The organism is Mycobacterium sp. IS-1590 (assembly GCF_001500025.1).
In the GTDB taxonomy this organism is placed as follows: domain Bacteria; phylum Actinomycetota; class Actinomycetes; order Mycobacteriales; family Mycobacteriaceae; genus Mycobacterium.
The window spans coordinates 229,656-256,404 of record NZ_LQIW01000045.1 but is presented as its reverse complement, the minus strand read 5'-3'; the positions used below and the strand labels follow the sequence as shown (position 1 = coordinate 256,404).

At 66.3% G+C, this 26,749-nt stretch carries 28 protein-coding genes; 15 read left to right on the top strand and 13 right to left on the bottom strand.

Translation table 11 applies throughout. From position 1 onward, the window contains the following. The first annotated feature begins 30 nt into the window (after window positions 1–30). The 3 genes from AU197_RS20620 to AU197_RS20610 all read left to right on the top strand — a co-directional run bounded on the left by AU197_RS20620 (window position 31) and on the right by AU197_RS20610 (window position 2,312). Complete coding sequence (locus tag AU197_RS20620) at window positions 31–1,275, top strand: DNA polymerase domain-containing protein (protein ID WP_064404917.1); 1,245 nt, start codon at window positions 31–33, stop codon at window positions 1,273–1,275. 100 nt (window positions 1,276–1,375) lie between these two features. Further along, entirely contained in the window at window positions 1,376–1,804 is a 429-nt protein-coding gene (locus AU197_RS20615; RefSeq protein ID WP_231745097.1) for an anti-anti-sigma factor, read from the top strand. Window positions 1,805–1,940: 136 nt separating this feature from the next. Continuing rightward, window positions 1,941–2,312, top strand: a complete 372-nt coding sequence (locus tag AU197_RS20610; protein WP_064404915.1) for an NYN domain-containing protein — start codon at window positions 1,941–1,943, stop codon at window positions 2,310–2,312. Here the strand turns inward: AU197_RS20610 and AU197_RS20605 are convergent. Further along, complete coding sequence (locus tag AU197_RS20605; protein WP_064404914.1) at window positions 2,296–2,931, bottom strand: TIGR03086 family metal-binding protein; 636 nt, start codon at window positions 2,929–2,931, stop codon at window positions 2,296–2,298. The genes AU197_RS20610 and AU197_RS20605 overlap by 17 nt on opposite strands. A 51-nt stretch (window positions 2,932–2,982) precedes the next feature. Here AU197_RS20605 and AU197_RS20600 point away from each other — a divergent pair, with 51 nt between their 5' ends. Both AU197_RS20600 and AU197_RS20595 read left to right on the top strand, forming a co-directional pair. Then, window positions 2,983–3,423: a MarR family winged helix-turn-helix transcriptional regulator gene (locus tag AU197_RS20600; protein ID WP_064404913.1), complete on the top strand. Its 441-nt coding sequence runs from the start codon at window positions 2,983–2,985 to the stop codon at window positions 3,421–3,423. A gap of 3 nt (window positions 3,424–3,426) precedes the next feature. After that, the gene (locus AU197_RS20595; RefSeq protein WP_064404911.1) at window positions 3,427–4,845 is read left to right on the top strand and encodes an NCS2 family permease; all 1,419 of its coding nucleotides are present in this window, start codon (window positions 3,427–3,429) and stop codon (window positions 4,843–4,845) included. On the opposite strand, the gene AU197_RS20590 is transcribed toward AU197_RS20595, so the two are convergent. Continuing rightward, window positions 4,846–5,511, bottom strand: coding sequence for a hypothetical protein (locus tag AU197_RS20590; RefSeq protein ID WP_064404908.1), 666 nt, complete (start codon window positions 5,509–5,511; stop codon window positions 4,846–4,848). It lies immediately after the preceding gene. A gap of 25 nt (window positions 5,512–5,536) precedes the next feature. Further along, window positions 5,537–6,085 carry a CsbD family protein gene (locus tag AU197_RS20585; protein ID WP_064404907.1) on the bottom strand — a complete coding sequence of 183 codons (549 nt, stop codon included), beginning with the start codon at window positions 6,083–6,085 and terminating at the stop codon, window positions 5,537–5,539. Window positions 6,086–6,172: 87 nt separating this feature from the next. On the opposite strand from AU197_RS20585, the gene AU197_RS20580 reads away from it, so the two are divergent. From AU197_RS20580 to AU197_RS20570, 3 genes are all read left to right on the top strand, one after another. After that, window positions 6,173–7,207 (top strand): CobW family GTP-binding protein, encoded by a 1,035-nt coding sequence (locus AU197_RS20580; protein ID WP_064404904.1) that lies wholly within the window; start codon window positions 6,173–6,175, stop codon window positions 7,205–7,207. Between the two features lie 28 nt (window positions 7,208–7,235). Further along, window positions 7,236–8,195, top strand: a complete 960-nt coding sequence (gene ligD / locus AU197_RS20575; RefSeq protein WP_064405095.1) for a non-homologous end-joining DNA ligase — start codon at window positions 7,236–7,238, stop codon at window positions 8,193–8,195. Window positions 8,196–8,257: 62 nt separating this feature from the next. Then, complete coding sequence (locus AU197_RS20570; RefSeq protein WP_064404902.1) at window positions 8,258–9,256, top strand: YihY/virulence factor BrkB family protein; 999 nt, start codon at window positions 8,258–8,260, stop codon at window positions 9,254–9,256. Here AU197_RS20570 and AU197_RS20565 read toward each other — a convergent pair. Then, entirely contained in the window at window positions 9,232–9,840 is a 609-nt protein-coding gene (locus AU197_RS20565) for a nitroreductase family protein (RefSeq protein WP_064405093.1), read from the bottom strand. The genes AU197_RS20570 and AU197_RS20565 overlap by 25 nt on opposite strands. A gap of 38 nt (window positions 9,841–9,878) precedes the next feature. Further along, window positions 9,879–10,961, bottom strand: a complete 1,083-nt coding sequence (locus AU197_RS20560; RefSeq protein WP_064404901.1) for an NAD(P)H-dependent amine dehydrogenase family protein — start codon at window positions 10,959–10,961, stop codon at window positions 9,879–9,881. A gap of 122 nt (window positions 10,962–11,083) precedes the next feature. Here AU197_RS20560 and AU197_RS20555 point away from each other — a divergent pair, with 122 nt between their 5' ends. Further along, window positions 11,084–11,992 carry an enoyl-CoA hydratase gene (locus AU197_RS20555; protein ID WP_064405091.1) on the top strand — a complete coding sequence of 303 codons (909 nt, stop codon included), beginning with the start codon at window positions 11,084–11,086 and terminating at the stop codon, window positions 11,990–11,992. Between the two features lie 87 nt (window positions 11,993–12,079). Here AU197_RS20555 and AU197_RS20550 read toward each other — a convergent pair whose 3' ends face one another. After that, window positions 12,080–13,090 (bottom strand): acyl-CoA dehydrogenase family protein, encoded by a 1,011-nt coding sequence (locus AU197_RS20550; protein ID WP_064404899.1) that lies wholly within the window; start codon window positions 13,088–13,090, stop codon window positions 12,080–12,082. A 101-nt stretch (window positions 13,091–13,191) separates the two neighbouring features. Here AU197_RS20550 and AU197_RS20545 point away from each other — a divergent pair, with 101 nt between their 5' ends. Beyond that, window positions 13,192–14,352, top strand: a complete 1,161-nt coding sequence (locus tag AU197_RS20545) for an acyl-CoA dehydrogenase family protein (RefSeq protein WP_064404897.1) — start codon at window positions 13,192–13,194, stop codon at window positions 14,350–14,352. Here the strand turns inward: AU197_RS20545 and AU197_RS20540 are convergent. Further along, entirely contained in the window at window positions 14,341–15,129 is a 789-nt protein-coding gene (locus AU197_RS20540) for a TetR/AcrR family transcriptional regulator (protein ID WP_064405089.1), read from the bottom strand. The genes AU197_RS20545 and AU197_RS20540 overlap by 12 nt on opposite strands. A 180-nt stretch (window positions 15,130–15,309) precedes the next feature. Between AU197_RS20540 and AU197_RS20535 the strand changes: the two genes are divergently transcribed. Beyond that, the gene (locus tag AU197_RS20535; RefSeq protein ID WP_064404895.1) at window positions 15,310–16,497 is read left to right on the top strand and encodes an amidohydrolase family protein; all 1,188 of its coding nucleotides are present in this window, start codon (window positions 15,310–15,312) and stop codon (window positions 16,495–16,497) included. Window positions 16,498–16,574: 77 nt separating this feature from the next. Here AU197_RS20535 and AU197_RS20530 read toward each other — a convergent pair whose 3' ends face one another. The 4 genes from AU197_RS20530 to AU197_RS20515 are packed head-to-tail and all read right to left on the bottom strand — an operon-like array spanning window position 16,575 to window position 20,483. Next, entirely contained in the window at window positions 16,575–17,399 is an 825-nt protein-coding gene (locus AU197_RS20530) for an enoyl-CoA hydratase/isomerase family protein (RefSeq protein ID WP_064404893.1), read from the bottom strand. Window position 17,400: 1 nt separating this feature from the next. Beyond that, on the bottom strand, window positions 17,401–18,474 hold the full coding sequence (locus AU197_RS20525; protein ID WP_064404891.1) for a hydroxyacid dehydrogenase: 1,074 nt from the start codon (window positions 18,472–18,474) through the stop codon (window positions 17,401–17,403). After that, window positions 18,471–19,586, bottom strand: coding sequence for a TauD/TfdA family dioxygenase (locus tag AU197_RS20520; protein WP_064404889.1), 1,116 nt, complete (start codon window positions 19,584–19,586; stop codon window positions 18,471–18,473). Before AU197_RS20520 ends, AU197_RS20525 begins: the two co-directional genes overlap by 4 nt. 33 nt (window positions 19,587–19,619) lie before the next feature. Next, window positions 19,620–20,483: an HpcH/HpaI aldolase family protein gene (locus AU197_RS20515; protein WP_197415611.1), complete on the bottom strand. Its 864-nt coding sequence runs from the start codon at window positions 20,481–20,483 to the stop codon at window positions 19,620–19,622. A 5-nt stretch (window positions 20,484–20,488) separates the two neighbouring features. Here AU197_RS20515 and AU197_RS20510 point away from each other — a divergent pair, with 5 nt between their 5' ends. Genes AU197_RS20510 through AU197_RS20500 form a run of 3 tightly spaced genes read left to right on the top strand, consistent with a single transcriptional unit; the run spans window position 20,489 to window position 23,369 of the window. Beyond that, on the top strand, window positions 20,489–21,634 hold the full coding sequence (locus tag AU197_RS20510) for an acetyl-CoA acetyltransferase (RefSeq protein ID WP_064404886.1): 1,146 nt from the start codon (window positions 20,489–20,491) through the stop codon (window positions 21,632–21,634). After that, window positions 21,634–22,065 carry a Zn-ribbon domain-containing OB-fold protein gene (locus AU197_RS20505; protein ID WP_064404884.1) on the top strand — a complete coding sequence of 144 codons (432 nt, stop codon included), beginning with the start codon at window positions 21,634–21,636 and terminating at the stop codon, window positions 22,063–22,065. The genes AU197_RS20510 and AU197_RS20505 overlap by 1 nt, the downstream gene beginning before the upstream one ends. Then, a complete protein-coding gene (locus tag AU197_RS20500; protein ID WP_064404883.1) occupies window positions 22,062–23,369 on the top strand; it encodes an amidohydrolase family protein in 1,308 nt (435 codons plus the stop codon). Before AU197_RS20505 ends, AU197_RS20500 begins: the two co-directional genes overlap by 4 nt. Window positions 23,370–23,384: 15 nt before the next feature. On the opposite strand, the gene AU197_RS20495 is transcribed toward AU197_RS20500, so the two are convergent. Further along, entirely contained in the window at window positions 23,385–24,953 is a 1,569-nt protein-coding gene (locus AU197_RS20495) for a class I adenylate-forming enzyme family protein (RefSeq protein WP_064404880.1), read from the bottom strand. A gap of 55 nt (window positions 24,954–25,008) precedes the next feature. Here AU197_RS20495 and AU197_RS20490 point away from each other — a divergent pair, with 55 nt between their 5' ends. Next, window positions 25,009–25,908, top strand: coding sequence for an SDR family oxidoreductase (locus tag AU197_RS20490; RefSeq protein ID WP_064404879.1), 900 nt, complete (start codon window positions 25,009–25,011; stop codon window positions 25,906–25,908). A 3-nt stretch (window positions 25,909–25,911) separates the two neighbouring features. On the opposite strand, the gene AU197_RS20485 is transcribed toward AU197_RS20490, so the two are convergent. Continuing rightward, a complete protein-coding gene (locus AU197_RS20485) occupies window positions 25,912–26,721 on the bottom strand; it encodes an enoyl-CoA hydratase/isomerase family protein (protein WP_502687894.1) in 810 nt (269 codons plus the stop codon). Between the last annotated feature and the right edge of the window lie 28 nt (window positions 26,722–26,749).

Genomic DNA, 26,749 nt, shown 5'->3' with positions numbered 1-26,749 from the left:
GCAGTGCGGCCGGGAAACTAGCATGACGCTATGGCCGCACCCCAGTACCTGGAGGTCGAAGGTCACCGGGTGCCCATCAGCCACCCCGACAAGGTCGTCTTTCCCGATCTCGGTGTCACGAAGTCGGACCTGATGCACTACTACCTCAGCGTCGCCGACGGCGCCCTGCGCGGTGTGCGCGACCGGCCGATGATTCTCAAGCGGTTCGTCAAGGGCATCACCGAGGAGGCGGTGTTCCAGAAACGCGCCCCGAAGAAGCGGCCGGACTTCGTCGATGTCGCCGAGCTGAAGTACGCATCCGGGACGTCGGCGGCCGAAGCGGTGCTGCGCGACGCCGCCGGCCTGGTGTGGGCGGTCAACCTCGGATGCGTCGACCTCAATCCCCACCCGGTTCGGTCCGATGATCTGGCGCACCCCGACGAGCTGCGCGTCGACCTCGATCCGATGCCGGGCGTCGAGTGGCCGCAGATCATCGAGATCGCGATGGTCGCCCGTGAGGTACTCGAGGACCACGGGTTGACGGCATGGCCCAAGACGTCGGGATCGCGGGGTTTCCACATCTACGCCCGGATCCAGCGGCGGTGGCCGTTCAAGTTCGTCCGGCTCGCCGCGCAGGCGGTGGCCCGCGAGGTGGAACGTCGCGCCCCCGATGCCGCCACCGCGCGCTGGTGGAAGGAGGAGCGCGAGGGCGTCTTCGTCGATTTCAACCAGAACGCATTCGACCGGACCGTCGCGTCGGCCTATTCGGTGCGCGCGACGCCCGACGCGCGGGTGTCCACGCCGCTGCTCTGGGACGAGGTGCCCGGCTGCCGGCCGGAGGCGTTCACGATCGCGACGGTGCCGCAACGATTCGCCGAACTCGGTGACCCGTGGGAGGGCATCGACGATGCGGCGGGATCGCTGGACGCGCTGTTGGATCTCGCCGACCGGCAAGGCCCGGCGGAGAGGGCGCCGCGCGGAGCCAAACGTTCGGGCGCAGGCACCGGCCGCCGGGTCTCCTCCAAGCCGCTCATCGAGATCGCCCGCACGAAGACCAAGGACGAGGCGATGGCGGCGCTGGAGGAATGGCGCCGACGGCACCCGTCGGTGGCCGAAAAGTTGGAGCCCGCAGACATTCTGGTCGACGGTATGCGCGGACCCAGTTCGATCTGGTACCGCATCCGGATCAACCTGCAGCATGTACCCCACGACGAGCGGCCCGCGCAGGAGGAGCTGCTCGCCGACTACAGCCCGTGGGAGAACTACTCCGGGCCCCAGTGGCTGCGGCGCGACTAGGATTTGCTAGCGAACGCAAAATCTGCTTCTTACCAAAGTATTAGCCGTCGTTGGCGCTTGCCTTAATCTCGCCGCATAAGTTGGGCTCCATCGAAGCTGAATGATCGAGGAGGCGGTGATGTACGGAAATCCGACATTCGACTGCGCCGGGGCCCAGCTTCATGCGGTGTGCCGCCAGCTGGCAACGGTCGTGACGGTCGACGGCATCCTCAATGACCAGAACATTGAACGGATCACCGCGTTCGTCCGCAGATTTGTCTTGGCCGAGAAGCCGTTCATCCTCGATCTGAGCGGAGTGACTTCGTGTGCGGAGCAACTCATTTCGCTCATGTACGACGTCGATGAGTGCTGCTATCACACCGAGGTGGATTGGGCCGTGATTGCCAGTGATGAAGTGCAACGAGTGCTTCACAGTTCCGGCGTGAGCGTTCCGGTCGCCGGATCGGTACCCGATGCGCTTCATCGTTTCGCGGAGAGCATCGAGAAACGGCGTCGACTACTGCCGCTGTTGACCCAGAAGACCGCATAGCGGAAGGCGACCAGGTGCTACTCGATATTCGCTGGCTCGGTTACCTGCTTGGCCGTCGGCATCCGGCGGCCAAGCAGACCGGCCACGCCTACTGAACCGGCCCCGCCACCCGGCCGACGCCGCTCCTCGACATGTGATGCGGTGGATCGTCGACGGTATGAACGTGATCGGATCGCGCCCCGACGGCTGGTGGCGTGACCGTCATCGCGCAATGGTGACCCTGGTCGAGCGGTTGGAATCGTGGCGGTCGCACGGTGACGACGTCACCGTGGTGTTCGAACGCCCACCCGAGCCGCCGATCGACTCGTCGGCCGTCACCGTCGCCTATGCCCCGCACCCGGCCCCCAACTCGGCCGACGATGAGATTGTCCGCTTGGTCCGCGCCGACGACCGGCCGGGCGACATCAGCGTGGCCACGTCCGACCGCACGCTGGCCGAGCGGGTACGCGAAGCGGGCGCGTCCGTCGTATCGGCGGAGAGACTGCGCGAACTCATCGATCCGCGGTGACGCCTTCGGCCCGCCAGCCGGGAAATCGGCCCAGGTGGCGTAGCACCCGATCGAGGTCGCTCTCCCCCGCCTCCGGCGCCACAGCGCGGGCGAACGGAGAGTTGTCCGCGTCGCGGATCTCACCGTCGGGAACCGCCATCGCCAGTGGCAGGACCGCCGCCACCACGTCGTCGGGCAACCCGAACGGCACGTCGATGCTGCGGGCGATGTCCCACCCGTGTGCGACGTAGTCGACGAAATGAAAACCGATCGCCATGGCACCCGCAACGGCGGCGTCCTCGCCGAACTCCGGTAACGCGAACGTCGACTCGAGTACGCCCTCGACAGCGAACGCGGCCAGCACCTCTGCGGCCGCCGCGGCATAGGTCCCCCCGGGATCGGCGCGGACCTCCTCTGCGACGGTCATGGGCGCCCACATCGCAAGATCGCCGCCGGCGCCTCGAGCCGCGGCGGCAAATCCCTTGTGCTGCACGGTCATATGGGTCAGCAACTCGAAAAGGTCCCACCCCTGACACGGGGTCGGACGAGCGAGATCGTCGGCCGTCACTCGCGAGACGACATCAACGGTGGCGTTGATCGCTGTTCGGTGGAAGGGTCGCGGATCGTTTATTGTATGCATCTGCTTACGATATATGTTAGCTTATTATTGGTCAACGCTTAATATCCCTCCATGCCGCCCAAGCCGCGACGACGGGACCTCGCGGCGATGCTCGCCCCGCTACTGCGTCGGCTGATCGCCCTGGAGACCCCCGTGCTCGCCGAACACGGCGTCTCGATGTGGGGCTACAGCGTGCTGTCGGCGCTCGACGAATCCCCGGTGCGCACCCAAGCCGCGCTCGCCGAGGCCATCGGCGCCGACAAGACCCGGATCATCCCCACGCTCGACGAACTCCAGGAGCGGGGCTATATCGAGCGGAGCCCCGACCCGGCCGACCGGCGTGTGCGGCTGCTGGCGATCACCGAAACCGGCCGCGCTCTAAAGGATTCGGTGCAGGCGCAGATTCAGCGCGGAGAGGAGCGGTTGCTTTCGGTGCTGTCGCCCGCCGACCGGCGAGCGTTCCTGCGCGCCCTGCACGAGATGACGGGTGTCGAGGACACCCATAGGGTCTGAGGGATGAACCGCCTCGACCGCTTCTTCGAGATCTCGGCGCGTGGAACGACGGTCGGCGCGGAGGCCCGCGGCGGTCTCGTCACGTTCATCGCGATGGCCTACATCATCGTGCTGAACCCGATCATCCTGTCCAGTCCGGAGGATGTCACCGGCGATCGCCTGCAGTTCGCCGAGGTTTCGGCGGTGACCGCGCTGGCGGCGGGCGTGATGACGATCTTGTTCGGCCTCATCGCTCGGATGCCGTTCGCGTTCGCCGCCGGCCTCGGCATCAACTCGTTCGTCGCGACGACGCTCGTCGGCTCCCTCACCTGGGCCGAGGCCATGGGACTGGTGGTGATCAACGGGCTGATCATCGTCGTACTGGCGGCGACCGGATTGCGCCGGCTGGTATTCGACGCCGTGCCGATGCAGCTGAAGCTCGCCATCACGGCAGGTATCGGGCTTTTCATCCTGTTCATCGGCCTCGTCGATGCGGGGTTCATCGGGTCGACCGGCGTGGCCTCGCCGCCGGTCGGCCTCGGCGGCAACGGCAGCGGCTCCATCAGCACCGTGCCCACCGTCGTCTTCGCCTTCACGCTGCTGCTGACGGGCGTGATGGTGGCCCGAAAAGTGCGGGGCGGCATACTGATCGGACTCATCGCCGGTACCGTCGTCGCGGTCGTGATCGAGTCGATCTGGCACCTCGGGTCGGCCGTCGACGAACCCGGTGGGTGGAGCCTGTCGGTTCCCACCCTGTCGGGCTCACCGTTCGCCCTTCCCGACCTCTCCCTCGTCGGCGCCTTCAGCATGGACAGCTTCGGCCGTATCGGCGTGATCGCCGCGACCATGTTCGTGTTCACCCTCGTGTTCGCGAACTTCTTCGACGCGATGGGCACCTTCACGGGCCTGTCCCGCGAGGCCGGACTCGCCGACGACAAGGGCACCTTCCCCCGCCTGCGAGCGGCGCTGATCGTCGAAGGCGCGGGCGCCGTGGTGGGCGGCGCATCGTCGGCCTCGTCGAACACGGTGTTCGTCGAGTCGGGTGCGGGCATCGGCGAGGGCGCCAGGACCGGGCTGGCCAACATCGTGACCGGCGTGCTGTTCCTCGCCGCGATGTTCATCTCGCCGCTGGCGTCGGTGGTGCCGACGGAAGTGGCCGCGGCCGCGCTGGTGGTCGTCGGGGCGATGATGGTGTCGCACCTGCGCCACATCGACATCTCCGAGTTCTCGGTTGCGCTACCCGTGGTGCTGACGGTGGCGACGATGCCGTTCTCGTACTCGATCGCCAACGGCATCGGCGTCGGCTTCATCTCGTGGGTGATTCTGCGGTCGGCAGCAGGAAAAGCCCGCGAGATCAGCCCACTGTTGTGGGTGGTCGCCGCGGGCTTCCTGCTGTACTTCGCGCGAGGCTGGATCGAGTCGCTGCTCGGGATCTCGTCCTAGCTAGCGATCGGCTTGCCGTTTCTCTTTCTCGGCGTCGGCGAGGTCGTCGATCTTGTCCGCCTGGGCACGCGTCGCCGCCGCATGGACGCGCTTGTCCTGCGCATCGGCCATCTTGACGCTGGCCACCTTCGCGGCACTGCGCTCAGCCGCCTCGATCTGCTCTTCTTCGCGGCGCTCGGCGGTCTCGACGTTCTTCTTGCGTTGCTCGGCGATCTCGTCGGCCTTCTTCTTGTCCTCGACGATCTTCTTCTCGGCCTTTTCGACCGCGGCGCGCTTACGCTGCTGTGCCTCGGTGCGCGCCTGGCGGGCCTCGGCCTCGGTTTCCTCGAACGCCTCCTGCTTGTCCTGCAGCGCCTTCTCGCGGGTCACATTCAGCTCCCTGCCCGCCTGCTTGACGTTCTCGTCGGCGGCCGCGTCGAGTTCGGCCGCGCGGCGCAACGCATCGCTGCGCTCGACGAGGGTGGCGCCCCGCTTCTGCAGCTCGTGATCGCCCAGTGCGGCACCGACCGCGGTGTCCAGCATCCCCAGCGAACGCTCGTAGAACAGCCGGGCGGGCGCTTCGTCGTCCATCCGCGCGACGAACCGATCGTCGATCAACTGCAGTGGCACGCGGGCCACCTGGTACTGAAGTCTCAGCACCGCCTTCGGAATAGCGGTGAGGCTCATGGTCAAGCTCCTTTTCGTGCCCTGATCAGGCGTTGTCGTTGAGGTTGTCGGCTTGGCGGCGGATACGGGCCGCTTCGGCTTTCGCGCTCGCCGATTCCTCGACCGCTTCGCGGTGTTGTTCCAGCGCGTCGGCGAGCTGAGTGTCGGCGTCATGCACTTCGGCCCGCTGCTCGGCTTTGGCCTCACGTGCCTTGCGCTCAGCGTCGATCTCGGCCTGCGTGCGCTCCCGATCGAGCTGCTGGTGTGCGGCCGCTTCGGCGGCACGCTTCTGGGCCGCCTTCTGGTTCTCCACCGCACCCTTTTCAGCGGCCGCTTCGGCGTTCACCGCGGTGCGCTCCTTGGCGCCTTCGCGCTTGGCCTCCACGACGTCGTCGCGGGCTTCGCGTGCCTCGGCATCGGCGACCGCATCGATCGTGTTGGCTTCTTTGCGGCGTTCGGCCTCGGCCTGCTGAAGTTGGCCTTCGGCGGTCAGCGAGTCGTTTCCGGTGATCGCGCCGAAGATCTCCTTGGCCTTGCCCTTCACCGAGTCGACCAGGCCTTCGCGTGCCTGGCCGGCCTTATCGTGGTCCGTCATTCGGGCCTCCTCTCACGCGTGAAGGTTCCACGTCTGCGGGGGTCCGAAACACCTGTGGGCGGACGCACAGGCCGCACCGCTGCAATCATGTGTCGCGTGACAGCGACGACCATTCCGGCCATCGCCCTGACCGGCTATCTCGGAGCGGGTAAGACCACGCTGCTCAACCACGTGCTGCGCCAACCGGGTGCACGCGTCGGCGTCATCATCAACGACTTCGGCGAACTCAATGTCGACGCGGCGCTGGTGACCGGCCAGGTGGACGAGCCGGCCTCGATCGCGGGAGGGTGTATCTGCTGCCTCCCCGACGACGGCGGCCTCGACGATGCGCTTGCCAAACTCGCCGATCCAAAACTCGGTCTGGACGCCATCATCATCGAGGCCAGCGGCATTGCCGACCCGATCGCGATCTCGCGGATCATCCGGTTCAGCGGGGTGGACCGCGTGCGGCCGGGCGGCGTCGTCGATGTCATCGACGCGGCAACCCATTTCGACACCGTCGACGACCACCTCACCGCCCCTGCCCGCTATGCCGCGGCGTCGCTGGTGGTGGTCAACAAGCTCGACCGGATCCCCGAGGTAGACCGGCACGCGGTTCTCAAACGGATCGAAAGCCGTGTGCGCGAACGTAATCCGGATGTCCACATCGTCGGGGCCACGGCCGGGCGGGTCGACCCCGCGCTGCTGTACGACGTGGCGCAATCCGCCGAGGCCGGGGGGCAGCTCTCGCTGCGGGAGCTGCTCGTCGACATCGACGACGGACACGAACATCCCCACGCGCACGCCGATTCGGTCACCGTCACCAGCGAAGGTTGCGTCGACCCCGCGGTGCTGATCGACCTGCTGGAGCGGCCGCCCGCGGGCGTGTACCGCCTCAAGGGCCTGGTCGCGATCCGGTATCGCGAGCGCACGCACCGCTACGTGGTCAACGTGGTCGGCACATCCGTCCACATCGCGAACGCGCCGTCGTCCGCACAGGCCAACTCCCTCGTCGCGATCGGGACGCATCTCGACGTCGACGACGTGCGCGCACGCCTCCGATCGGCGATCGCCCAACACGACGGCGCCGCGTCCGCGGCAGGCGTCCGGCGGCTGCAGCGCTACCGCCGACTGTCCATCTGATCGCGGATTTCATACCTAGAGTGAAGTGGTGAACGCCGAGGAGCAGCGCGCCGGCATCGAGCTCACCAACTTGGACCAGCCGTTGACGCCGGATGCGGGCGCCACCAAGCGCGAACTGATCGATTACCTCGACGCGGTGTCCGACCGAATACTGCCCGGTCTGGCGGGGCGACCGCTCACGGTGTTGCGGGTACTGCGCGGGCGGGCGCCGTTCATGCAGAAGAACGTGCCGAAGTACACCCCGGATTGGGTCAAGACCGTCTCGATGTGGGCGGAGTCCTCCCACCGCGAAGTGCGCTATGCCCTGTGCGACGACCGGCGAACGTTGCTGTGGATGGCCAACCAGCGCGCAGTCGAATACCACCCGACGCTCGGACTGGCCGACAACATCTATCGCCCAACACATCTGGTGCTGGACCTGGACCCACCACCCGGGAGCGACTTCAACGCCGTCGCCACCGCCGCCCACCTTGTCCGGCAGGCGCTTTCCGATTGCGGGCTGACCGGCGCGGTGAAGACGAGCGGCGCCAAGGGCGTACACGTCTTTGTTCCGCTCGACGACAGCGCGCCGGTCGACGATGTCGCCGCGGCCACGCGCGCCCTGGCCGCCCGCGCCGAGTCGCTCGATCCCTCGACCGCGACAACGGCCTTCATCGTCGAGGATCGCAAGGGCAAGGTGTTCATCGACTCGACCCGCTCAGGCGGTGCGACGGTCGTGGCCGCCTACAGCCCGCGGCTGCGACCGGGGACTCCGGTGTCGTTCCCGGTCGACTGGGCGGACCTGGACCGTATCAGTCCCGCGGACTTCACCGTGCACACCGCGATCGACGCCCTCGCCGGCCGCGACCCGTGGGCCCAGGCGATGCCGGCGCCGCAGAGGTTGCCGGTAGACCTGATCGATCAGGGCCGCACCATTCCCGTGGCGCGGGTGGCCGCGATGCACGAGGGCAAGCGCCGCGCGCGAGCGCGCCGGGCGGGCCTGGATTGACCTTGTCGCGAATCGGGTATCGCCGAGCTCATCAGCGCTGATCCGGCCGAGGGGGTCCGCACATGGTGGGCTGGCTCGACCGGCTGCAGCGACGAAACCGCCGCGTCGGCTTCGTCATCGCCGTGATCTACAAATACGTCGACGACCAAGGTGGATATCTCGCGGCGCTGATCACCTACTACGCGTTCGTCTCGCTGTTTCCGCTGCTGCTGCTGTTGACCACCGCGCTCGGGGTGATTCTCATCGGACATCCCGAGCTGCAGCAACAGATTCTGCAGTCCACGCTGAGTCAGTTCCCGGTCATCGGCAGCCAGCTGCAACGGCCGGACCAACTCAGCGGCGGCGTCACCGCGGTCGTGGTCGGTATCGCCGGCGCACTGTACGGCGGTCTCGGCGTCGGGCAGGCGCTGCAGAACGCGATGGACTCGGTGTGGGCGGTGCCCCGCAACAATCGCCCGGACCCCATCCGGTCCCGGTTGCGCAGCCTGCTGCTGCTGTTCGTGCTCGGTTCGGCGGCGATCGCGGCGACGGTGCTCTCGGCGGTCACCCACGCGACCGCCGACCTGGGGTTCGTCGGAAAGGTGGGGGTGACCGTCGTGACGGTCGCGATCAACGCGGTCATCTGCCTGGTGGCGTTCCGCGTCACCACCGCCAGGTCGGTCTCGTATCGCGACGTGCTGCCCGGCGCGCTCACGGCAGCAGTGATCTGGCAGCTGCTGCAGTGGTTCGGCGCGAACTACGTCGCGCATGTCGTCAAGTCCACCAGCGCGACCAACAGCGTCTTCGCGTTGGTTCTCGGTCTGCTCGCATTCCTGTACCTGATCTCGGTGACACTGGTGATGTGCGCGGAGGTCAACGTCGTGCGGGTCGACCAGCTGTACCCGCGCTCACTGATGACCCCGTTCACCGACGACGTGGAACTGACCCCTGCCGACCGTCGCACCTACACACGTAGGGCAAAAGCCGAGCGGGCCAAGGGTTTTCAGAAGGTGAGCGTGCGCTTCGACGTGAACCGGGACGCGATGCTCGAGCGCGGTCAATCGCCTGACGGCCACGGTTGATCCCAACTGTCCACCACCGCCACCTCCGACAACGGCTTGCGGCGCACCGTGTGATGCCGGCCTACGGGCCAACCGAGGGTCACCAGCGCCGCCATCATCCAGTCATCCGGGATGCCGATCAGCGATCGTAGCTCCGTTTCACAGCTGCTGTGCCACAACGTGATCGCCGCACCCAGCCCCTGTGCGCGAGCGGACAACAGGAAGTTCTGCACCGCGGGAAAGATCGAACCCCCCTGTTGTAGCTCGGTAGCCCCCGGCTGTGGTCGAACACAGAACAGAACCAGACCCGGTGCGTCTCCGCCGATCCGCATGTGTCCGGCCATCGATCTCAGCACGCGCGATCTCGGGTCGTCGGCACGGTCGTCGGGCGCCGAGACGCCGTAGAACTGTTGCAGTTCCTCCCACGTTCGGTGTGCAGCGGCGGTAACCAGCGCTCGCGCCTTCTCGGAGCGCAAAACCACGAACCGCCACGGCTGTTGGTTGGCGCCCGACGGCGCCCAACTGGCCGCGCGCAGGCACCTTTCGAGCGTGGCGTCGTCGACGGGCTCGTCGCGATACCGCCGCACCGCGGACGCGGTTCTCATCACGGTCCAGACGTCGTTCGGGCTTGCCGATCCGCTGCTCATGACGTGGTGCCGGGTAGGACACCGCGCCAAGTGCCGCCGCGCACCGGCCCGGTGATCAACGGGAGATCCAGCGTCGACAGCACTCCGGGCGGTGCGGCCATCACGGCCGGGATGGCGTTCAACTCACGCATCACGGTGGCATACGTCAAGCCCCGCATGTTGTTTCCGCGTCCGTGCATCTCGATGTCGACGGTGTAGGTGGGCAGGCCGTCGACGATGACGCGGTAACCGCCGTGCGGGGAGGGGTGGCGTGGCCAGTCCGGGGCCGAACGCTCGCCCATGCGGGTGACGTGCTCGAGCACGACGCGTTCCTCGCCGTCGACCATGCCGGCCAGCTTGAACCGCATCCCGCCCATGGTGCCCGGCTCGATCCACCCCGATGCGACCTCGTAGCGTTCGGTGGCCAACCACTTCTCGATCGTCGTCACGACGCGATCCAACGGCAGACCGACGCCGTCGGCGACCAGATGGACCGTCGGCGCCCACAGCGCCGCGAGGCGTTCGGTGTCGAACAGCGGGGCCGGATGGTCCGGTGGGTGGCCGAAACCCATGAAGTCGAACATGATGTCGGGCTGGTTGATCGGGCCGTAGTCGAGTATCTCGAGCATCGTGATGGTGTCGACGCGGCTGCTGAATCCGGTCATCGTCAACGCGATGACGTCGTTGGCCCACCCCGGATCCACACCACTGTTGAAGAAGCTTGTGCCTCCATCTTCACACGCCGAAGCGATGAGGTCGGCGGTCTTCTTGTCGGCGGCAGGCGGGTAACACATTGGAACCAGCGAGGTGCACACCACGTTCTTGCCAGCGCGCAGACAGCGAGCGATGTCCTCGGCGGCTTCGGCATACCGGTAGTCGCCGGACGCGAAGTAGGCGACAACGTCGGCGTCCAGCGACAGCGCGGAGTCGACGTCGCGGGTGGCGATGACGCCGGTGTCCGGCATGCCGCACAGCGCACCGGCGTCCTTTCCGTCCTTGATCTCGGCGTGCACGACCACCCCCACCAGGTCCAGCCCGGGATGAGCGATCACCGCACGCAGCGCGCCGACACCGACCTGACCTGGCCCCCAGAGGATCACCCGCGGGTTACGTTGGCAGTCCGACATGTCACCCTTCCCCGCTGGGCCCCTGCGGCCCGTGAGAACATAGCTTCTCAAATATTGATATCACCATTGCCATGATGGAAGAACCGGAGGACACGATGAGCGATTACAAGTTCCTGAAATGGGAGACCTTCGACGACGGCCAGATCGTTCGGATCTCGCTGAACCGCCCGGAGCAGCGCAACGCGCAGAACCGCGGCATGCTGGTCGAACTCGACGAGGCGTTCGGCCGTGCAGAGGCCGACGACAACGTCCGCGTGGTGATCCTCGCCGGTGAGGGACCGATGTTCTCCTCGGGCCACGACATCGGTTCCAAGCAGGCGCGTGCCGAGTTCATGCCGGGGCCCGAGCAGCACCCCACGGCGGCAATCAACGGCGGAACGCGCGAGGGCGCCGAGAAGATCATGCTCCAGGAATGGCACTACTTCTTCCAGAACAACCTGCGCTGGCGCAACCTGCGCAAGATCACCATCGCGCAGGTCCACGGCGACGTGTTCTCGGCGGGCCTGATGCTGATCTGGGCATGCGACCTGATCGTGGGCAGCGAAGAGGTGCGCTTCGCCGACGTTGTGGGCACCCGGTTGGGGATGTGCGGGATGGAGTACTTCGGCCACCCGTGGGAGTTCGGCCCGCGGCGCACCAAGGAGCTGATGCTGACCGGCGACGCCATCGACATCGAAGAGGCCTACCGCCTCGGGATGGTGAGCAAGATCTTCAAGCGAGACGAATTGGCCGACCGCACACTCGAAATGGCGCGTCGGATCGCCACGGTACCGACGATGGCGGCGTTGCTCATCAAGGAATCGGTCAATCAGTCGGTCGACAACATGGGCTTCTACAACGCGCTGCAGTCCTGTTTCACGTTGCACCAGTTGAATCACTCGCACTGGGTCGGGGTCCGCGACGACAAGCGCGCGACCGCCGGTGAGGAGCAGGGCGTGCCGAACTGGCGAACCGCGCCCCCGATCGTGGTGTCGGTCAAGGACCAGGTGCGGGCCGAAGCCTGACGAGGTCCGCCGGCCGAACGTGGGTTACCGTCACACGCTCGGCGGTTTGAGCGTGCATCAACCCCACACTCCCGGAAGCGGACCGGTTCAGCCGCCGACCGCTCCGTAGCGAGCGTCTGCGACGCGGTCCAGCGCGACCGCCGGCTCGCCGTACGTCATGGTCCAGCCCCGCACCCGCCGGTAGTAGAGCTGGACGTCGCCTTCCATGCCGAAGCCGTAGCCGCCGTGGATGTGCAGGCTGCGATACGTCGCGTCGCGCGCGGTCTCGTAGGCGAAGGCGAAAGCCATCGCGGCCAGCTCGCTCACACGGTGCGCTTCATCGGAGAACGCGCACGCGGCTTCGAACGCCAGCAGGCGCGCACCGTCTGTCGCGGTGGCACTGTCTGCAAGTGGATGTGACACGGCCTGAAACGCCCCGATCGGGGTGCCAAACGCGTGCCGCTGCTTGGCGTAGTCAACGCCGATTTCAACGGCCTTCGCGGCGGCACCCACCAGAGCGGCGGCCGTGAGGGCAAGCCAGAGGTCGAGCGCGTTCGAGAAGAGCCGGCGGGCGTGCTCGCCCTCGGCGAGAACCGAGATGTCGTCGGGGACGCCCACGTCCGCCAGGGGTAACGAACCGAGGTTCTGCACGTGGAGACGGTTTCGTGTCGGCAAGGCGACGAGCCGCCCGCTGACCAACGCCACCACTGTGTCGGCCACCGCGCCGCCGGGTACGAGGCCCAGGACGTCGCCGTCACAGGCGCGCGGCGCGAAGCTGACGAGCCTGTCGCCGGACAGGGCCGAGCCCAACAGGTCATCGCCACCGCAGGCGGCCAGCAGCCGTGCAGCGATCTGCGCCTCGATGACCGGTGCCGATGCGAGGGCCCGGCCGTACTGCTCGGCGATCAGGGCCAGCTCGAGCTCGGAAGCCCCCCAGCCGCGATCGGATTCGCCGACGGCCATCTCGATGGCACCGGTCTGGACGAGAGCCTCCCACAGCTTCGGATCGAATCCCAGGGGTTCGGCCGCCCGCACCCGCTGCGACGTGGATTCGCGGGAGTACATCGCCGCGAAGGAGTCGACGAGTTGTCGTTGCTCGTCGGACAGGCTCAGGTCCACCAGGAGTTCCCTCACATGCGAATATGTCTACTCTCAGTTTTGAGAGTAACATTATCGTTCACGTTGCCCCCCAGTGCTGTGCCACAGATTGGTTACTGCTCATGCACTTTCAGTCCGACGCCGCGACCGAAGCCTTCCGCGACGGTGTCCGCGAGCATCTCGATGGCGTGCTGACCCCCGACTTCGAGGAACGGATCTACCGCACCGGTGTCGCGCACGACGACGGCTTCGCCAAAGGGCTCGTCGAAAAGGGCTACTTCGCCCCCGGCTGGCCGACGGAGCTCGGCGGGCAGGATCGCAACGCCTGGGAGGAGCAGGCACTCAACGAGGAGCTGATGCGGACGGACGCGCCGGTATACCTGTCCGAGACCACCCGGATGGTGGCGTCGATCATCCGGCAGATCGGCACGCCCGCGATGAAGGAGCGCATCCTGCCCGGCGCCTTGACCGGCGACGTCACCATCGCGCTGGGTTTCACCGAACCCGAATGCGGTTCGGATGTGGCGGCCGCGGCGACCAGGGCGGTTCAAGACGGAGACGACTGGGTCATCAACGGCTCCAAGATGTTCACGACGAACGGGCACATCGCCGATTACGTCTTCCTGCTGGCCCGCACGAGTCCCGAGAAGCCGAAACACAAGGGGCTCACGATGTTTCTCGTGCCGACGAGCGTCGACGGCTTCGAAGCGCAAGCGGTGTGGACACTCTCCGGTGAGCGCACGAACATCACCTTCTACAGCGACGTGCGCATCGGCGATGAGTGGCGCATCGGCGATGTCGACGGTGGTTGGCAGGTGCTCGGCCTGTCGCTGCAGGACGAGCACGCGTCCGGATGGGGACCGCACATCGCGCGCCTCCTGCACCACGCCGAGCAGTGGGCGTCGACCACGCGTACCGGTGACGGCTCACCCGCGATCACGAAAACCGATGTGCGGCGGCGGATCGCGCGGGTGGCGATGGAGCTCGAAGTGGCGATGCTGCTACAGCGCCGGTGCGTGTGGATGACCGAGAACGGTCAAGCCCCGATCGCCGAGGGGCCGATGTCGAAGGTGTTTTCCACCGAGGCGCTCGTGCGCGCGAGCCAGGACATCGCCGAACTCGTCGGGCCGGATGCGATGCGGTCCCTCTTCGATCCGACGGCACCCGAACGCGGCCGCTTCGAACACCTCATGCGCTTCTCGCTGGGGACCACCATCTACGCCGGCACCAGTGAGGTGCAGCGGACCATCATCGCCCAGCGGGGGCTCGGCCTACCCCGTTAGATCCTTGGGCTTGCGCGTGGCCCGCCGACGCGGCGCGGCCTTGGAGGTCACCGCCTTCTTGGGCGTGTCCGCGGGCGGTGTCAGCGCCTGCAGGCACCAGGCCCACAGCTGGTCCTCGGTGAGTTCGGCGCCCTTGACGCCCAAGTGGAACACGCCGATCTGGGCGAGCGCGATGAGCGTCGAGTTCAGCAGCGTGGTCAGCTGGGCGGGCGTCAGGTCCTTGCGGACCAACCCCGCGCGGGAACATGACGTGAGGATCTTGGTGAGCAGCTTCTGATGCGGTTCCCAGATCTTGGCGAAATCGGCGGGCCGCTCGATCTCCAGGCTCAGGTTGTAGATCGTCATCACCCGGCCGCCGATGGCCTCGGACGACTCCGCACGCGAGAGGAACCCCCGGCAGAAGGCTTCGAGCTGTTCCATCGGACCATCCGCGGCCGCCACCTCGTGCCGGATCGCTTCGATGAACTGGCTGGTGGCGTTCTCGTACAGCGCCAGCAACAGTTCTTCCTTACCCGCGAAGTGCTGATAGAAGGCACGCAGGCTGAGGTTCGAACGGTCGATGAGCGTCTGGATGGTGAAGTCGGCGCGACCGGATTCCTCGACCAACTCGAGGGCCGTGGCCAAGAACCTCGAACTGCGCGCGAGCGCACGCGCACGCGCTTGACTGAGTCGCCGTTCGATCGTCCGTTCCTGCCAGCTGCCCGGCATCTCGACCTCTGCTTCGACGAGTTCCAGATCGGCTTCCGAGTCGCGGGGGCTCCGCTTCTTAGCAGTCATGATCACCTGAGAATACGCGTTCTACTGGCCCGATTGCGATTTGTGTGCGCCCTGTCGCGCGGAGCGCTCGAAAACGCACACGGACCGCGGGACGCCGAACAGGTGCGGTACTGTTGGAAACGATCATTCTCGCTGTGCGGGAATCAGTGTTGTCGTAGCCGTTCGCAGAGGAGTGCAGCGTTGACCGCAGACATTCTGATCGTCTCGCCGGACGACCACCTGGTGGAACCGGCCGATCTGTGGACCAGCCGGTTGCCCGAGCGCTATCGGGACGTCGGACCGCGGATCGTCCGGCACCGCGGACGCATGGACCCGTCGGTCACCTCCGATGTCGCGTTCATCGAGGATGAGGACGGCCGCGACGCCGACATCTGGCACTACGAGGATTCGATCATCCCGATTCCGCTCATCAGCGCCGCTGCCGGTTACGAACTCGACGAACTGTCGACCGATCCGATCACCTACGACGAGATGCGGCCGGGCTGCTATCGCCCGGCGGACCGGCTCGCGGACATGGATGTGGCCGGCATCGAGGCCTCCGCCTGCTTCCCCAACACGCTGGTCCGGTTCTGCGGTCAGCGCTTCCTCTACGCCAAGGACAAAGAGCTCGCGTTGCTGTGCGTCCAGGCCTACAACGACTTCCAGATCGACGAGTGGGGCGGCAGTTCGAACGGCAGGCTCATCCCGCTGGGCATCATTCCGCTGTGGGACGTCGAGCTCGCGGTCAGGGAGGTCGAACGGGTGGCCGCCAAAGGCATGCCCGCCGTGTGCTTCTCGGAACTGCCCGCGCGGCTGGATCTGCCGTCCATCCACAGCGGGTACTGGGACCCGTTCTTCGCCGCCTGCGAGAGCAACGATGTCGGCATCATGCTGCACATCGGGTCCAGTTCGTCGCTGACGAAGTCCTCACCCGACTCGCCGCACGTCGTCACCAGTGCACTGATGGCGGTCAACTGCACCATCGCCCTGGTCGACTGGTTGTTCTCGGGCAAGCTGCGGCAGTTCCCCAAACTCAAGCTCGCGTTCGCCGAAGCGCAGGCCGGGTGGATCCCCTACTACCTTCAGCGCGTCGACGAGGTCTGGGAGGATCGGCGGGCGTGGGGCGGCATCCACCCGCTGCTGACCGAGCCGCCGAGCACGCAGGTGCCCGGGCGCGTGTGGTTCTCCACCTTCGGCGACCCCGTCGCGTTCCGCATCCTCGACCTGGTCGGACCCGACCAGCTGATGTTCGAGACCGACTACCCGCACAACGACACGAATTGGCCCAACAGCATGGACGTCGCCAACAAGGCGACCGAGGGTCTGGACGAGGAGACCAAGCGGAAGGTGTTGTCCACCAACGCGAAGAACTTCTTCGGCTTGGCCTAGGCACGCGTCCGCGAGACTACGGTTTCTGACGGATTCCGGGCCGATTTCGTCAGAAAGCGTCGTCTCGACGGCCCCGGCTACCGCGCTTGCCAGTCGGGCTTGCGCTTCTCCAGGAACGCTCGCGGACCTTCGATCGCGTCCTTGGTCAGGGCCACCTTCATCCGGTAGTTCTCGGCGAGCAGTTCGGCTTCGTAGATCGGAAGCGTCAACCCCTTGCGGACCGCCATCCGCGATCCCCGCACGGCAAGGGGTGCATTGGAATTCACGATCTCGGCGACCTCCCACGCCCGGTCCATGAGCGTCTCGTGGGCCACCACTTCGGTGAACACGCCGAGATCGTAGGCGCGCTGGGCGTCGAGTTGCTCGTGCTTACCCATCAGGATCAGCCGCATGGCCACCGGGAGCGGCAGGATCCGGGCCAGCCGGACCCCTTCGCGTCCGGATGTGACGCCGATGCTCACGTGCGGATCCATCAACGTCGCGCGCTCGGACGCGATCGTGATATCGGCCGTCGTGACGAGGTCCATACCCGCGCCACACGCAATGCCGTTGACCGCACAGATGATCGGCTTGGTCATCTGCAGCCACGGAGGTGTCGCCTCCTGCGGCGCATCCCATTGGCGCATGGAGCTGAGGATGGGCTCGCCCTGGTTGTCGATGCCCGCCGCGTTCTCCATGTCGTGGTCGGCCGCCTTGTTGACGTCGGCTCCAACGCACAGTGCGCGGCCGGCGCCGGTGATGATGACGGTCCAGATGTCCTGCGAACGTTCGATTTCGGCGTACACCTCGGCGAGTTCGGCGATCATCTCGTCGTTGATCGCGTTGAGCACCTCGGGCCGGTTCAACGTCACACACGCGGTGTGACCGGTGACCTCGAACGTGACAGTGTCGTAATTGCTCATCTCACTCCACAGCTGCTGTGTCACGGGCGGTCGGCCGGAAGCCCAGGATCTCTTCGAACCGGTCGCAGTAGCGCGGCCACACTTCCGGGTTGAGTAACCGCGGCGGCATGTCCCCGGCGAAAATCGTCTGCCACTGCGCGGCGGTGGCGACGGCGATGTCGCGAGCCGCCTCGACGGTGATGCCCGCGACATGTGGTGTCGCGACGACGTTGTCGAGCCGCAGCAGCGGGTTGTCGTGTCTCGGCGGTTCGTCATGGAACACGTCGAGCCCCGCCCCGGCGATGTCACCGGTGGCCAGGGCGTCATAGAGCGCCACTTCGTCGTGCACCGGACCCCGCGCGGTGGTGATGAAGTAGGCGGATAGCTTCATCGCCGCGAATTGCGCACGACCGAACAGTCCTCGCGTCTCAGCGGTCAGCGGGCACGTGACCTGAACGAAGTCCGAGCGTTCGAGCAACTCGGCGAACCCGGCGCGGACCGCACCCCTGGCGTGGACGGTCGCGTCGTCGACATAGGGATCGAAGACCAGGACCTCCATCCCGAACGGGGCGCACAACTGAACGAGCCGTCGACCGATGGCGCCCAACCCGACGACTCCGAGCGTCTTCCCGAACAACTGAGTGCCCTGCAGCCCCAACCGATCTCCGAGAGGACCGCTGCGCAGCGCTCGGTCGGCGGCGGTGATCTTCTTGGCCAGATCGAGCATCAGTCCGAGCGCATGTTCAGCGACCGCCTCGGCGCCGGGACCGGAGTTGTTGCACACCGCGATCCCCGCGCGGGTACACGCCGCGACGTCGATCACGTCATACCCCGCCCCCGCCGAACACACGGCAAGCAGCTGTCGGCAGCGGTCCACCAGCGCCTGCCCGACCAGCCACTGCGCACCATCCTCGATGGCGGCGACGTCTGTTCTGGTGGCGACCTGGTATCCGTGCGCCGATTCCAGTGCCGCCCAACCCTGTTCGTCAGGCGCTTCGAGGTCGAGTTTGACGAGCTCGATGTCGGTCCCCGCAAGGGTGTCTCCAGCGACCTGATCGGTCCATCTCTCGTAGACCAGTCGCGGGCGGGTCGTCATCGTTTGATTTTGGGCTTCGCCTGGGCCGCCTTGAACATATCGGCCAGTGCAGGGTCGACGTTCTTGTAGTCATTACGGGCGATCGCACCGTCGCGGCCCGGAACGGGGTCATAACCGAGGCGCAGATCCTTGTTCTCCATGTGGAAGTACTCCCGCCCGACGGGAAGGCGGCGATCCTCGCGCGGAACCTCCATCCACGCCCGCAGAAAGCAGCGCGCCTTCTTGGGGTCGGTGCTGCTGACGAAGTCCGAGCGCGAGTGGCACATCGCGAAGTTGTTGGCGACGGCGGCCTCCCCGGACTCCAACCGGAACTCGACCTGCTGTTCGACCAGGATGTTGCGCAACAACTCGATGGCCTCGTTCTGTTCGGGGGTGAACTCGCGGCCGAGGGTGTGCATGGCGGGCAGGATGCTGCTGTAGGTGAAGTTGATGCAGATACGACCGTCGATCTGCGAGAAGACCGGCACGTCGTAGGGGGTCACGTCCGGTTGATCGTCGGGTTGCTCGCTGCGCCGGTGGTGCGGAAAACCTTGGTAGAGCACCGGGAGCAGGTCGGGACGCTCGTTGAGAAGCCGGTTGTGCGCGGCCGGGCCGCTGGCGAACTGGCTTTCGCCACCCTCGGCCGCGGGGTACACGCAGAGCAGCGACAGAATGTCCGCCGCATCGTTGTGCATCGCGAGCTCGGCCCTGGACTTGGTGCCACGCGCCGGTTGCACGCCGTTGGGCAGCACCTCCTCCTGCACGCGCACCATGCGGTGGCCGAAGGAGTTGTTCGACACCAGGTAGCCGAGATGTGTACAGAACGCCCAGTAGATGCGTTCCAGGTCCTCGATCGGATGCTGCTCGACGGGGAAGCCGCGCACGCACGCCAGGCCCCGCCCGAACATCAGCTCCCGGTACAACCGCGCGAGGTCCTCGTCGAGATCTGGATGCCGCGCATCCTCAGGCGTGATGTCGTCGCGATCCTTGTGAGCGGTCTTGGCCAGAACGGATTCCAACGCCGCAACATTGCGTGACGACAGGTCGAAGGCGAAGTCCTCCTTGCTCCTGAAGTCTGCGCCGGTCCACGCCATGGGGTCGGTGACTTGCTCGGTGTAGATCGCGGTGGGCATCCGTCCTCCTGTGGTCGTGACGAGGCTCTTCGGTTATCGGCTCGCCGCGCGCCTCTCGAGCTCACGCAGGGCGTGCGCACGGGCGGTGGCGGCCTCGGTCATCATCCCGACGTCGGTTCCCGCCGAAATGAATCGCAGTCCCAGCCCTGCAAAGCGTTCCAGCAGGTCAACCGACTTGATTCCAGCCACTCCCAGTGCCACGCCGTGTGCACGACAGGCCGCTGCGACAGAGTCTACTGCACGATGGAAATGCTCATTCTCATATTGCCCGTGGATGCCCATCTCGGCCGTCAGATCGCTGGGCCCCACCAACACCATGTCGACCCCCTCAACGGCCGCGATCTCGTCGGACGCCGCCACGGCGTCGGGCGTCTCGATCATCACCGCCACCACGGTATGGCGCTCGAGTTCAGCCGTGAGTTCGGCGGCCGAACGAGGCGCGTAGCCGCTGACGGCGTTGGGTCCGGAGATGGACCGATGGCCGACGGGTGGGAAGCGAGCAGCGTCGACGACACCCTGCGCTTCCTGCGCCGAGTTCACGTGCGGCACAATCACTCCGACCGCTCCGGCGTCGAGAACCCTTGCGATCAGGCTGGGATCGTGCGAGGGCACCCGTACCAGAGCGGAGATACCGGCGCCGAGCGCGGCCACACAGAGCATTTCCGCCGTTTCGAGCGAGCACGAGGTGTGCTCGAGATCGACATAGACGGCGTCGTATCCGCTGGCCGCCGCGATCGCTGGGACGTCAGGTGTACGGGCACTCAACAACGCAAGACACAACACCAGGCGATCGCTCGCCAAGGCATCTCGCAGCGGTCCCGGCACCCACCCACGGTAACCGAGCGAGAACGATGATTCCACTACAGCGTTAATGCCATTATCGCCTGTGGTAACCATTACGTATGTCCGAGAACCGGGTCGCGGTCGTCGGCGCCGCGCTGTCTGATTGCGGGCGGGTGCCCGACAAGACGGCGATGGCGCTGATGGCGCAGGCCGCGCGGCGGGCCGTGGCGGATGCCGGCCTCACGAAAGACGACATCGACGGCTTCGGCGGCCACGGGACCCTGTTGCCACCCGTCGAGGTGAGCGAGTACCTGGGTCTGCGACCGACGTGGGTCGACGCCACCAACGTCGGTGGATCGTCGTGGGAGGTCATGGGGCGTCATGCCGCCGCGGCCATCGCGACGGGTGAGATCGACGTGGCCCTGTTGACCTACGGTTCAACTGCGCGCTCCGACGTCAAGCGCCGGGTCCGGACCTCGGCGGCGGCGCTCAGCACCGGCGGCGCGATGCAGTTCGAGGCACCCTACGGCGCCACGCTGATCGCCAAGTACGCCATGGCGGCCAGGCGGCACATGATCGAGTACGGGACAACCGAGGAACAACTGGCAGAGGTCGCCGTCGCCGCGCATGAGTGGGCTGCCATGAACGAGAACGCCTTTGAGCGCGACCGGATCACCGCAGCAGATGTCGCCTCGGCGCCGATGCTCGCCGATCCGTTCACGTCCAAGCACGTGTGTCTGCGAACCGACGGGGGCGGCGCAATCGTGCTCGCAAGCGAGCGGGTGGCGAAGGGCTGTGCAAAGGAACCGATCTGGATCCTCGGCGCGGCCGACGCCGCATCGCACGTGAGCATGAGCGAATGGCCCGACTTCACGACATCGGCGGCGGCACAGTCGGGTCCGCGCGCGTTCGCGCAAGCGGGGGTGACCCCGGCGGACATCGACGTCTGTCAGCTTTACGACTCGTTCACCTCGACCGTCTTGCTGACGGTCGAGGATCTCGGGTTCTGCGCCAAGGGCGAAGGTGGTCCGTTCATCGGCTCCGGCGCGCTTCGTCCTGGCGGCCCGCTGCCCACCAACACCGACGGCGGCGGGCTGGCGTCGTGTCACCCCGGGATGCGCGGGATGTTCCTGATGGTCGAAGCGGTTCGGCAACTGCGCGGCGAATGCGGTGAACGACAGGTCGAGGGTGCGCGCCTGGCATGTGTGCACGCGATGGGCGGGTTCTTCACCCACAGCGCGACGATGATCCTCGGGAGGCAGTGATGCAGTCGGCCAGCGGCCCGAACCGCCCGACCATCGACAGCGACAGCGACAGCTGGTGGGCGGCGATTCAGGATCGCGCGTTGATGATCAACGCATGCGGTTCCTGCGGCCGCAACTCGTTGTACCCCCGGCCGTTCTGCCCGCACTGCTGGAGCGAGGACGTGCGTCTCACGCCGGCGACCGGGCGGTCGCGGCTCTACACGTGGAGCGTCATCCACCAGAACGTCGCGCCGTTCGACGCCGTGCCCTACGTCGTCGCAATGGTCGACCTCGATGAGGGCCCCCGCCTGATGACCGAGATCGTCGACTGCCCGACCGAGCGGCTCAGTGCGGGTTTGGAACTGGAGATCGGCTTCCGCGAGGACGACGACGGATTCGTCGTACCGGTTTTTCGACCGGCGACTGAAAGCACAGAGAGGAACCGGAAATGAACAAGGACGACATGATCTTGATCAGCGTTGATGATCACATCGTCGAACCGCCCGACATGTTCAAGAACCATCTGCCCAGGAAGTACATCGATGAGGCGCCGCGGTTGGTGCACAACCCCGATGGTTCGGATACCTGGCAGTTCCGCGACACGGTGATTCCGAATGTGGCGCTCAACGCGGTGGCGGGACGGCCCAAGGAGGAGTACGGGCTCGAGCCGCAGGGGCTGGATGAGATCCGGCCGGGCTGCTGGCAGGTTGATGAGCGGGTCAAGGACATGAACGCCGGCGGCATCCTGGGCTCGATGTGCTTTCCGTCGTTTCCCGGTTTTGCGGGCCGGCTGTTCGCCACCGAGGATCAGGAGTTCTCGCTGGCGTTGGTGAAGGCCTACAACGATTGGCACGTCGAGGAGTGGTGTGGGGCCTATCCGGCGCGGTTCATCCCGATGACGTTGCCGGTGATCTGGGATCCGGTGGAGTGTGCCAAGGAGATCCGGCGCAACGCCGAGCGCGGTGTGCATTCGTTGACGTTCACCGAGAATCCGGCGGCCATGGGGTATCCGAGTTTCCATGATTTCGAGCATTGGAAGCCGATGTGGGATGCGCTGGTCGACACCGAGACCGTGCTCAATGTGCACATCGGTTCGTCGGGGCGGTTGGCGATCACCGCTCCGGATGCGCCGATGGACGTGATGATCACCTTGCAGCCGATGAACATCGTGCAAGCCGCGGCCGATCTGTTGTGGTCGCGCCCGATCAAGGAGTATCCGACGCTGCGGATCGCGCTGTCTGAGGGCGGTACGGGCTGGATTCCGTACTTTTTGGAGCGGGTGGATCGCACTTATGAGATGCATTCGACGTGGACGGGTCAGGACTTCGGGGGCAAGCTGCCCAGTGAGGTGTTTCGTGAGCACTTTTTGACCTGTTTCATCGCCGATCCGGTGGGGGTGGCCACCCGCAATGCGATCGGGATCGACAACATCTGCTGGGAGGCCGATTACCCGCACAGCGACTCGATGTGGCCCGGGGCTCCCGAGCAGCTCGACGAGGTACTCACCGCCAACAATGTGCCCGATGACGAGATCAACAAGATGACCTACCAGAACGCGATGCGCTGGTATCACTGGGACCCGTTCACCCACATGACACGCGAACAGGCCACCGTGGGTGCGCTGCGCAAGGCCGCCGAAGGCCACGACGTCTCCATCCAAGCCCTGTCGAAGAAAGAAAAAACCGGCGACGCGTCGGACTGGCAGGCTCAGATGAAGAAGGCCACCGCCAACGTCAGTGGCGAGACGGGCGATTGACGAAAGGCGGCCGCCTCAGCCGGCAACGGTGAGGCGGTCGGCGAGTACCCGCGGCCGTCCCTGCGAACGTGCCTCGAGGGTGTTGCGTTGCACCTTGCCATTGGCGTTGAGCGGCAGGGGTTCATCCCAGAACACCAACTCCTCGGGCAGCTTGTACTTCGGCATTCCGACCCCGACCAGAGCGTCCGCCACGTCGGCCAGCGACATCTCGACGCCGTCGTCGAGCACCATGGCCACCGCCAGCCGTTCACCGGTGGTCGCGTCGGCAACCGAGTAGGCCGCACACTCGCGCACACCCGGTATCCGCGCCACCGCCTCCTCGACCTCCGCTGCGGGGATCTTCATCCCGTTGCGGATGACGATGTCCTTGATCCGCCCCACGATGCGCACGCGGTGATCGCTGACCTCGGCCACGTCACCGGTCCGGAACCACTCCCCGTCGAACGCGTTCAGATCGTCCTCGGTGTCCGTGTATCCGAGGAAGGCATGCGGGCCCTTGATACAACACTCGCCCGGGTCGCCCGCCGATCCCACCCGAACGTCGACGTCCTGCAGTGCGACACCGTCATCTGCGTGCCGCACCGCTCTGCTCTCGGTGCGCAGCCCCGACGTGCTGACCGGCACCTCCGACGATCCGTAGGCCCGCATCACGATGATTCCGAAATCGTCCTCGACCCGTTCCACGATGCGTCTGTCGAGCATGGTGCCACCGAGATAAACCGCCCGCAGCGGCACGACGCTTCCCCTGGCGACCGCTTCGTCGAGCACCCGGTCGAGCAGCCGGTCCGGACCGCCGTACCACGTTGCGCCCGAGGACAACAGAAGATCACACGTCGCGGAGGGATCCCACCGATCCTCGAGGACCACCGGTATGGCGAGCATGGGTCCGATGAACAGCGCCTGCAGGACACCGGTCACCGAGGCGAGCGGGCTGATGAGGAAGATGCGGTCGTCCCCACCGAGTCCGGCGGCGGCGATGTAGTTGGCCGATGCCTTGGTGAGCGTGCTCAGCGAATGGATGACGCCCTTCGGTCGAGACGTCGTGCCGGAGGTGTAGAGAACGAAGGACGGCTCGTCGGCGGGCCGCTCGGGCCCGTCGCTTACCGATGCCTCCGAGGTGCGAAAGACGTCGATCCAGGCGCACGCGTCCAGCAAGGGTACGTCGCCCGCGGGAGGCCAGTTCGGGGCCAGCGCGAACCGGGCGCCGGTGCGTGCCACGATGTCGTCGACCTGTGTCGCGCCCGCGCTGCGCGGCACGAGCAGTACCACCGCGTCGACACGGATGGCGGCGTGTACGGCGATGATCGAGCCGATGTCGTTGCCGACCACGACCACGACGGGCGTCACCGCGCCGACACCGGCGTCGCGAAGCGCATAGGCCGCCCGATCGACCTGCTCATCCAGTGCCGCATAGGTGATTTCAGTAGCGCGATCGATCAGCGCCGGTCGTGTCGGATACCGCTGGGCGGCCGAGCGCACGACATCGAGCGGCCGGTCGGACCAGATGCCGGCGGCACGGTACCGGGCCCTCAGACCGCCCGCTCGCTCCCGCGCGTGTCGCAGCAGCTCGGTGGCCGGGCTCATGGTGTCCTCCGATGCAAATACCGATTCTCGTCAACGTAAATGTAACCTCTCAAGCATGGCGTCAGATCAATACTCTTCGCGCGAGCGCTCATCGACATTGACCTTCGACGATCAGGTTGCCGTTGTCACCGGTGCGGGCGGAGGGCTCGGCCGCTGTCACGCACTCGAACTCGCCCGCCGCGGTGCCCGCGTCGTGGTCAACGATCTCGGCACCGCCGTCGACGGGCAAGGCGCCTCGATCTCGGCGGCGCAAGCGGTCGTCGACGAGATCACCGCCGCGGGCGGCACCGCGATCGCCAACGGTGACTCCGTCGCGACCGAGGAGGGGGGTGCGTCCATCGTCGCGGCGGCGATGGACGCCTTCGGGCGGCTCGACATCCTCGTCAACAACGCGGGCATTCTCCGCGATGCAGCGTTCAAGAACATGACCGCCGAGCAGGTGGACGCGGTCATATCGGTTCACCTCGCAGGCGCCTTCAACGTAACCCGCGCCGCGTGGCCCGTCATGCGCGAGCAAAATTACGGGCGGATCGTGCAAACCACCTCTGGCACAGGTCTGTTCGGGAACTTCGGGCAGGCGAATTACGGAGCCGCGAAGATGGGCCTGGTGGGCATGATGCATGTGCTGGCGATCGAGGGTGCGCGAAACGGCATCGCCATCAACGCCGTCGCGCCCATCGCTCGAACCCGGATGACCGAGGACATCATGGGTGAGGCGGGCAAGGCGATGGACCCGGAGTTGGTGACACCCGTGGTGGTCTATCTGGCGCACCGGGACTGCGATCGCACCGCTCACATTTACTCGGTGGGCGCGGGCAAGGTGTCGCGGGTGTTCATCGGTGTCACCAAGGGTATCGAGAACCGCTCACTCACAGCTGAATTGGTGGCAGAGACGATCGACGAGATCGACGACAGCACGACCTTCACCATCCGTGGCGGTCCCGCGAACGGGTGACGGTCAGCGACCCTCGAACTTCGGCGGTCGGCGCTCGGCGAACGATCGCAGGCCCTCCTGCAGATCGGCGGTCCACGACACCACCTCCTGCGCCCATGCCTCCTGTTCGAAGGCCCGGTCGCGCCCCGACTCCGACGACACCGACAGCAGGCGCTTGGTCAGCGCCAACATGACGGTGGGGCCTGCGGCCAGGCGCCGGGCCAGTTCCTCGGCGACCGCATCGGTTTCCTGCGGCGCCACGACACGGTTCGCCAAGGTGAGGCGCTCGCAGGTCGCAGCGTCGACGGGTTCCCCGAGCATGAGCAGTTCGGCGGCCTTGCGTAATCCGACGATCCTGGTCAACAGGTATATCGCGCCCGCGTCCGGCAGTATGCCGCGATGCACGAACGCCTGCACCAGACGCGCCTCGGTGGACATGACGACGAGATCGCAGGCGAGTACCAGGCTGGCGCCGGCACCCGCCGCCGTGCCTTTGACCGCGGCAACGACGGGCTTGTCACAATCGAGCACCGCGGAGATCAATCGCTGATACCCCTTCTGCAGCATCAATGCGACGTCTCCGGGCTTCTTCTCCGCGGCGGGCTGTGCCGATTGCGGGCCCAGACCCGCACCCGTGCAGAAGTGCCGGTCCCCCGTCGCTCGCAGCAGCACGCTCCGCACCGAGGGGTCGTCATCGGCCTTCTCGAATGCTTGCGCGAGAGCATCACGTGCCAACGGGGACAACGCGTTTGCGGCATCGGCACGGTCGATGGTGATCCGGCAGACGCCATCGGCTCCAAACGTGCTCTCGATGCCCGACTGCTCTTGAGTCAACCCGCTCACCCCTGCGTTAACGACGTTT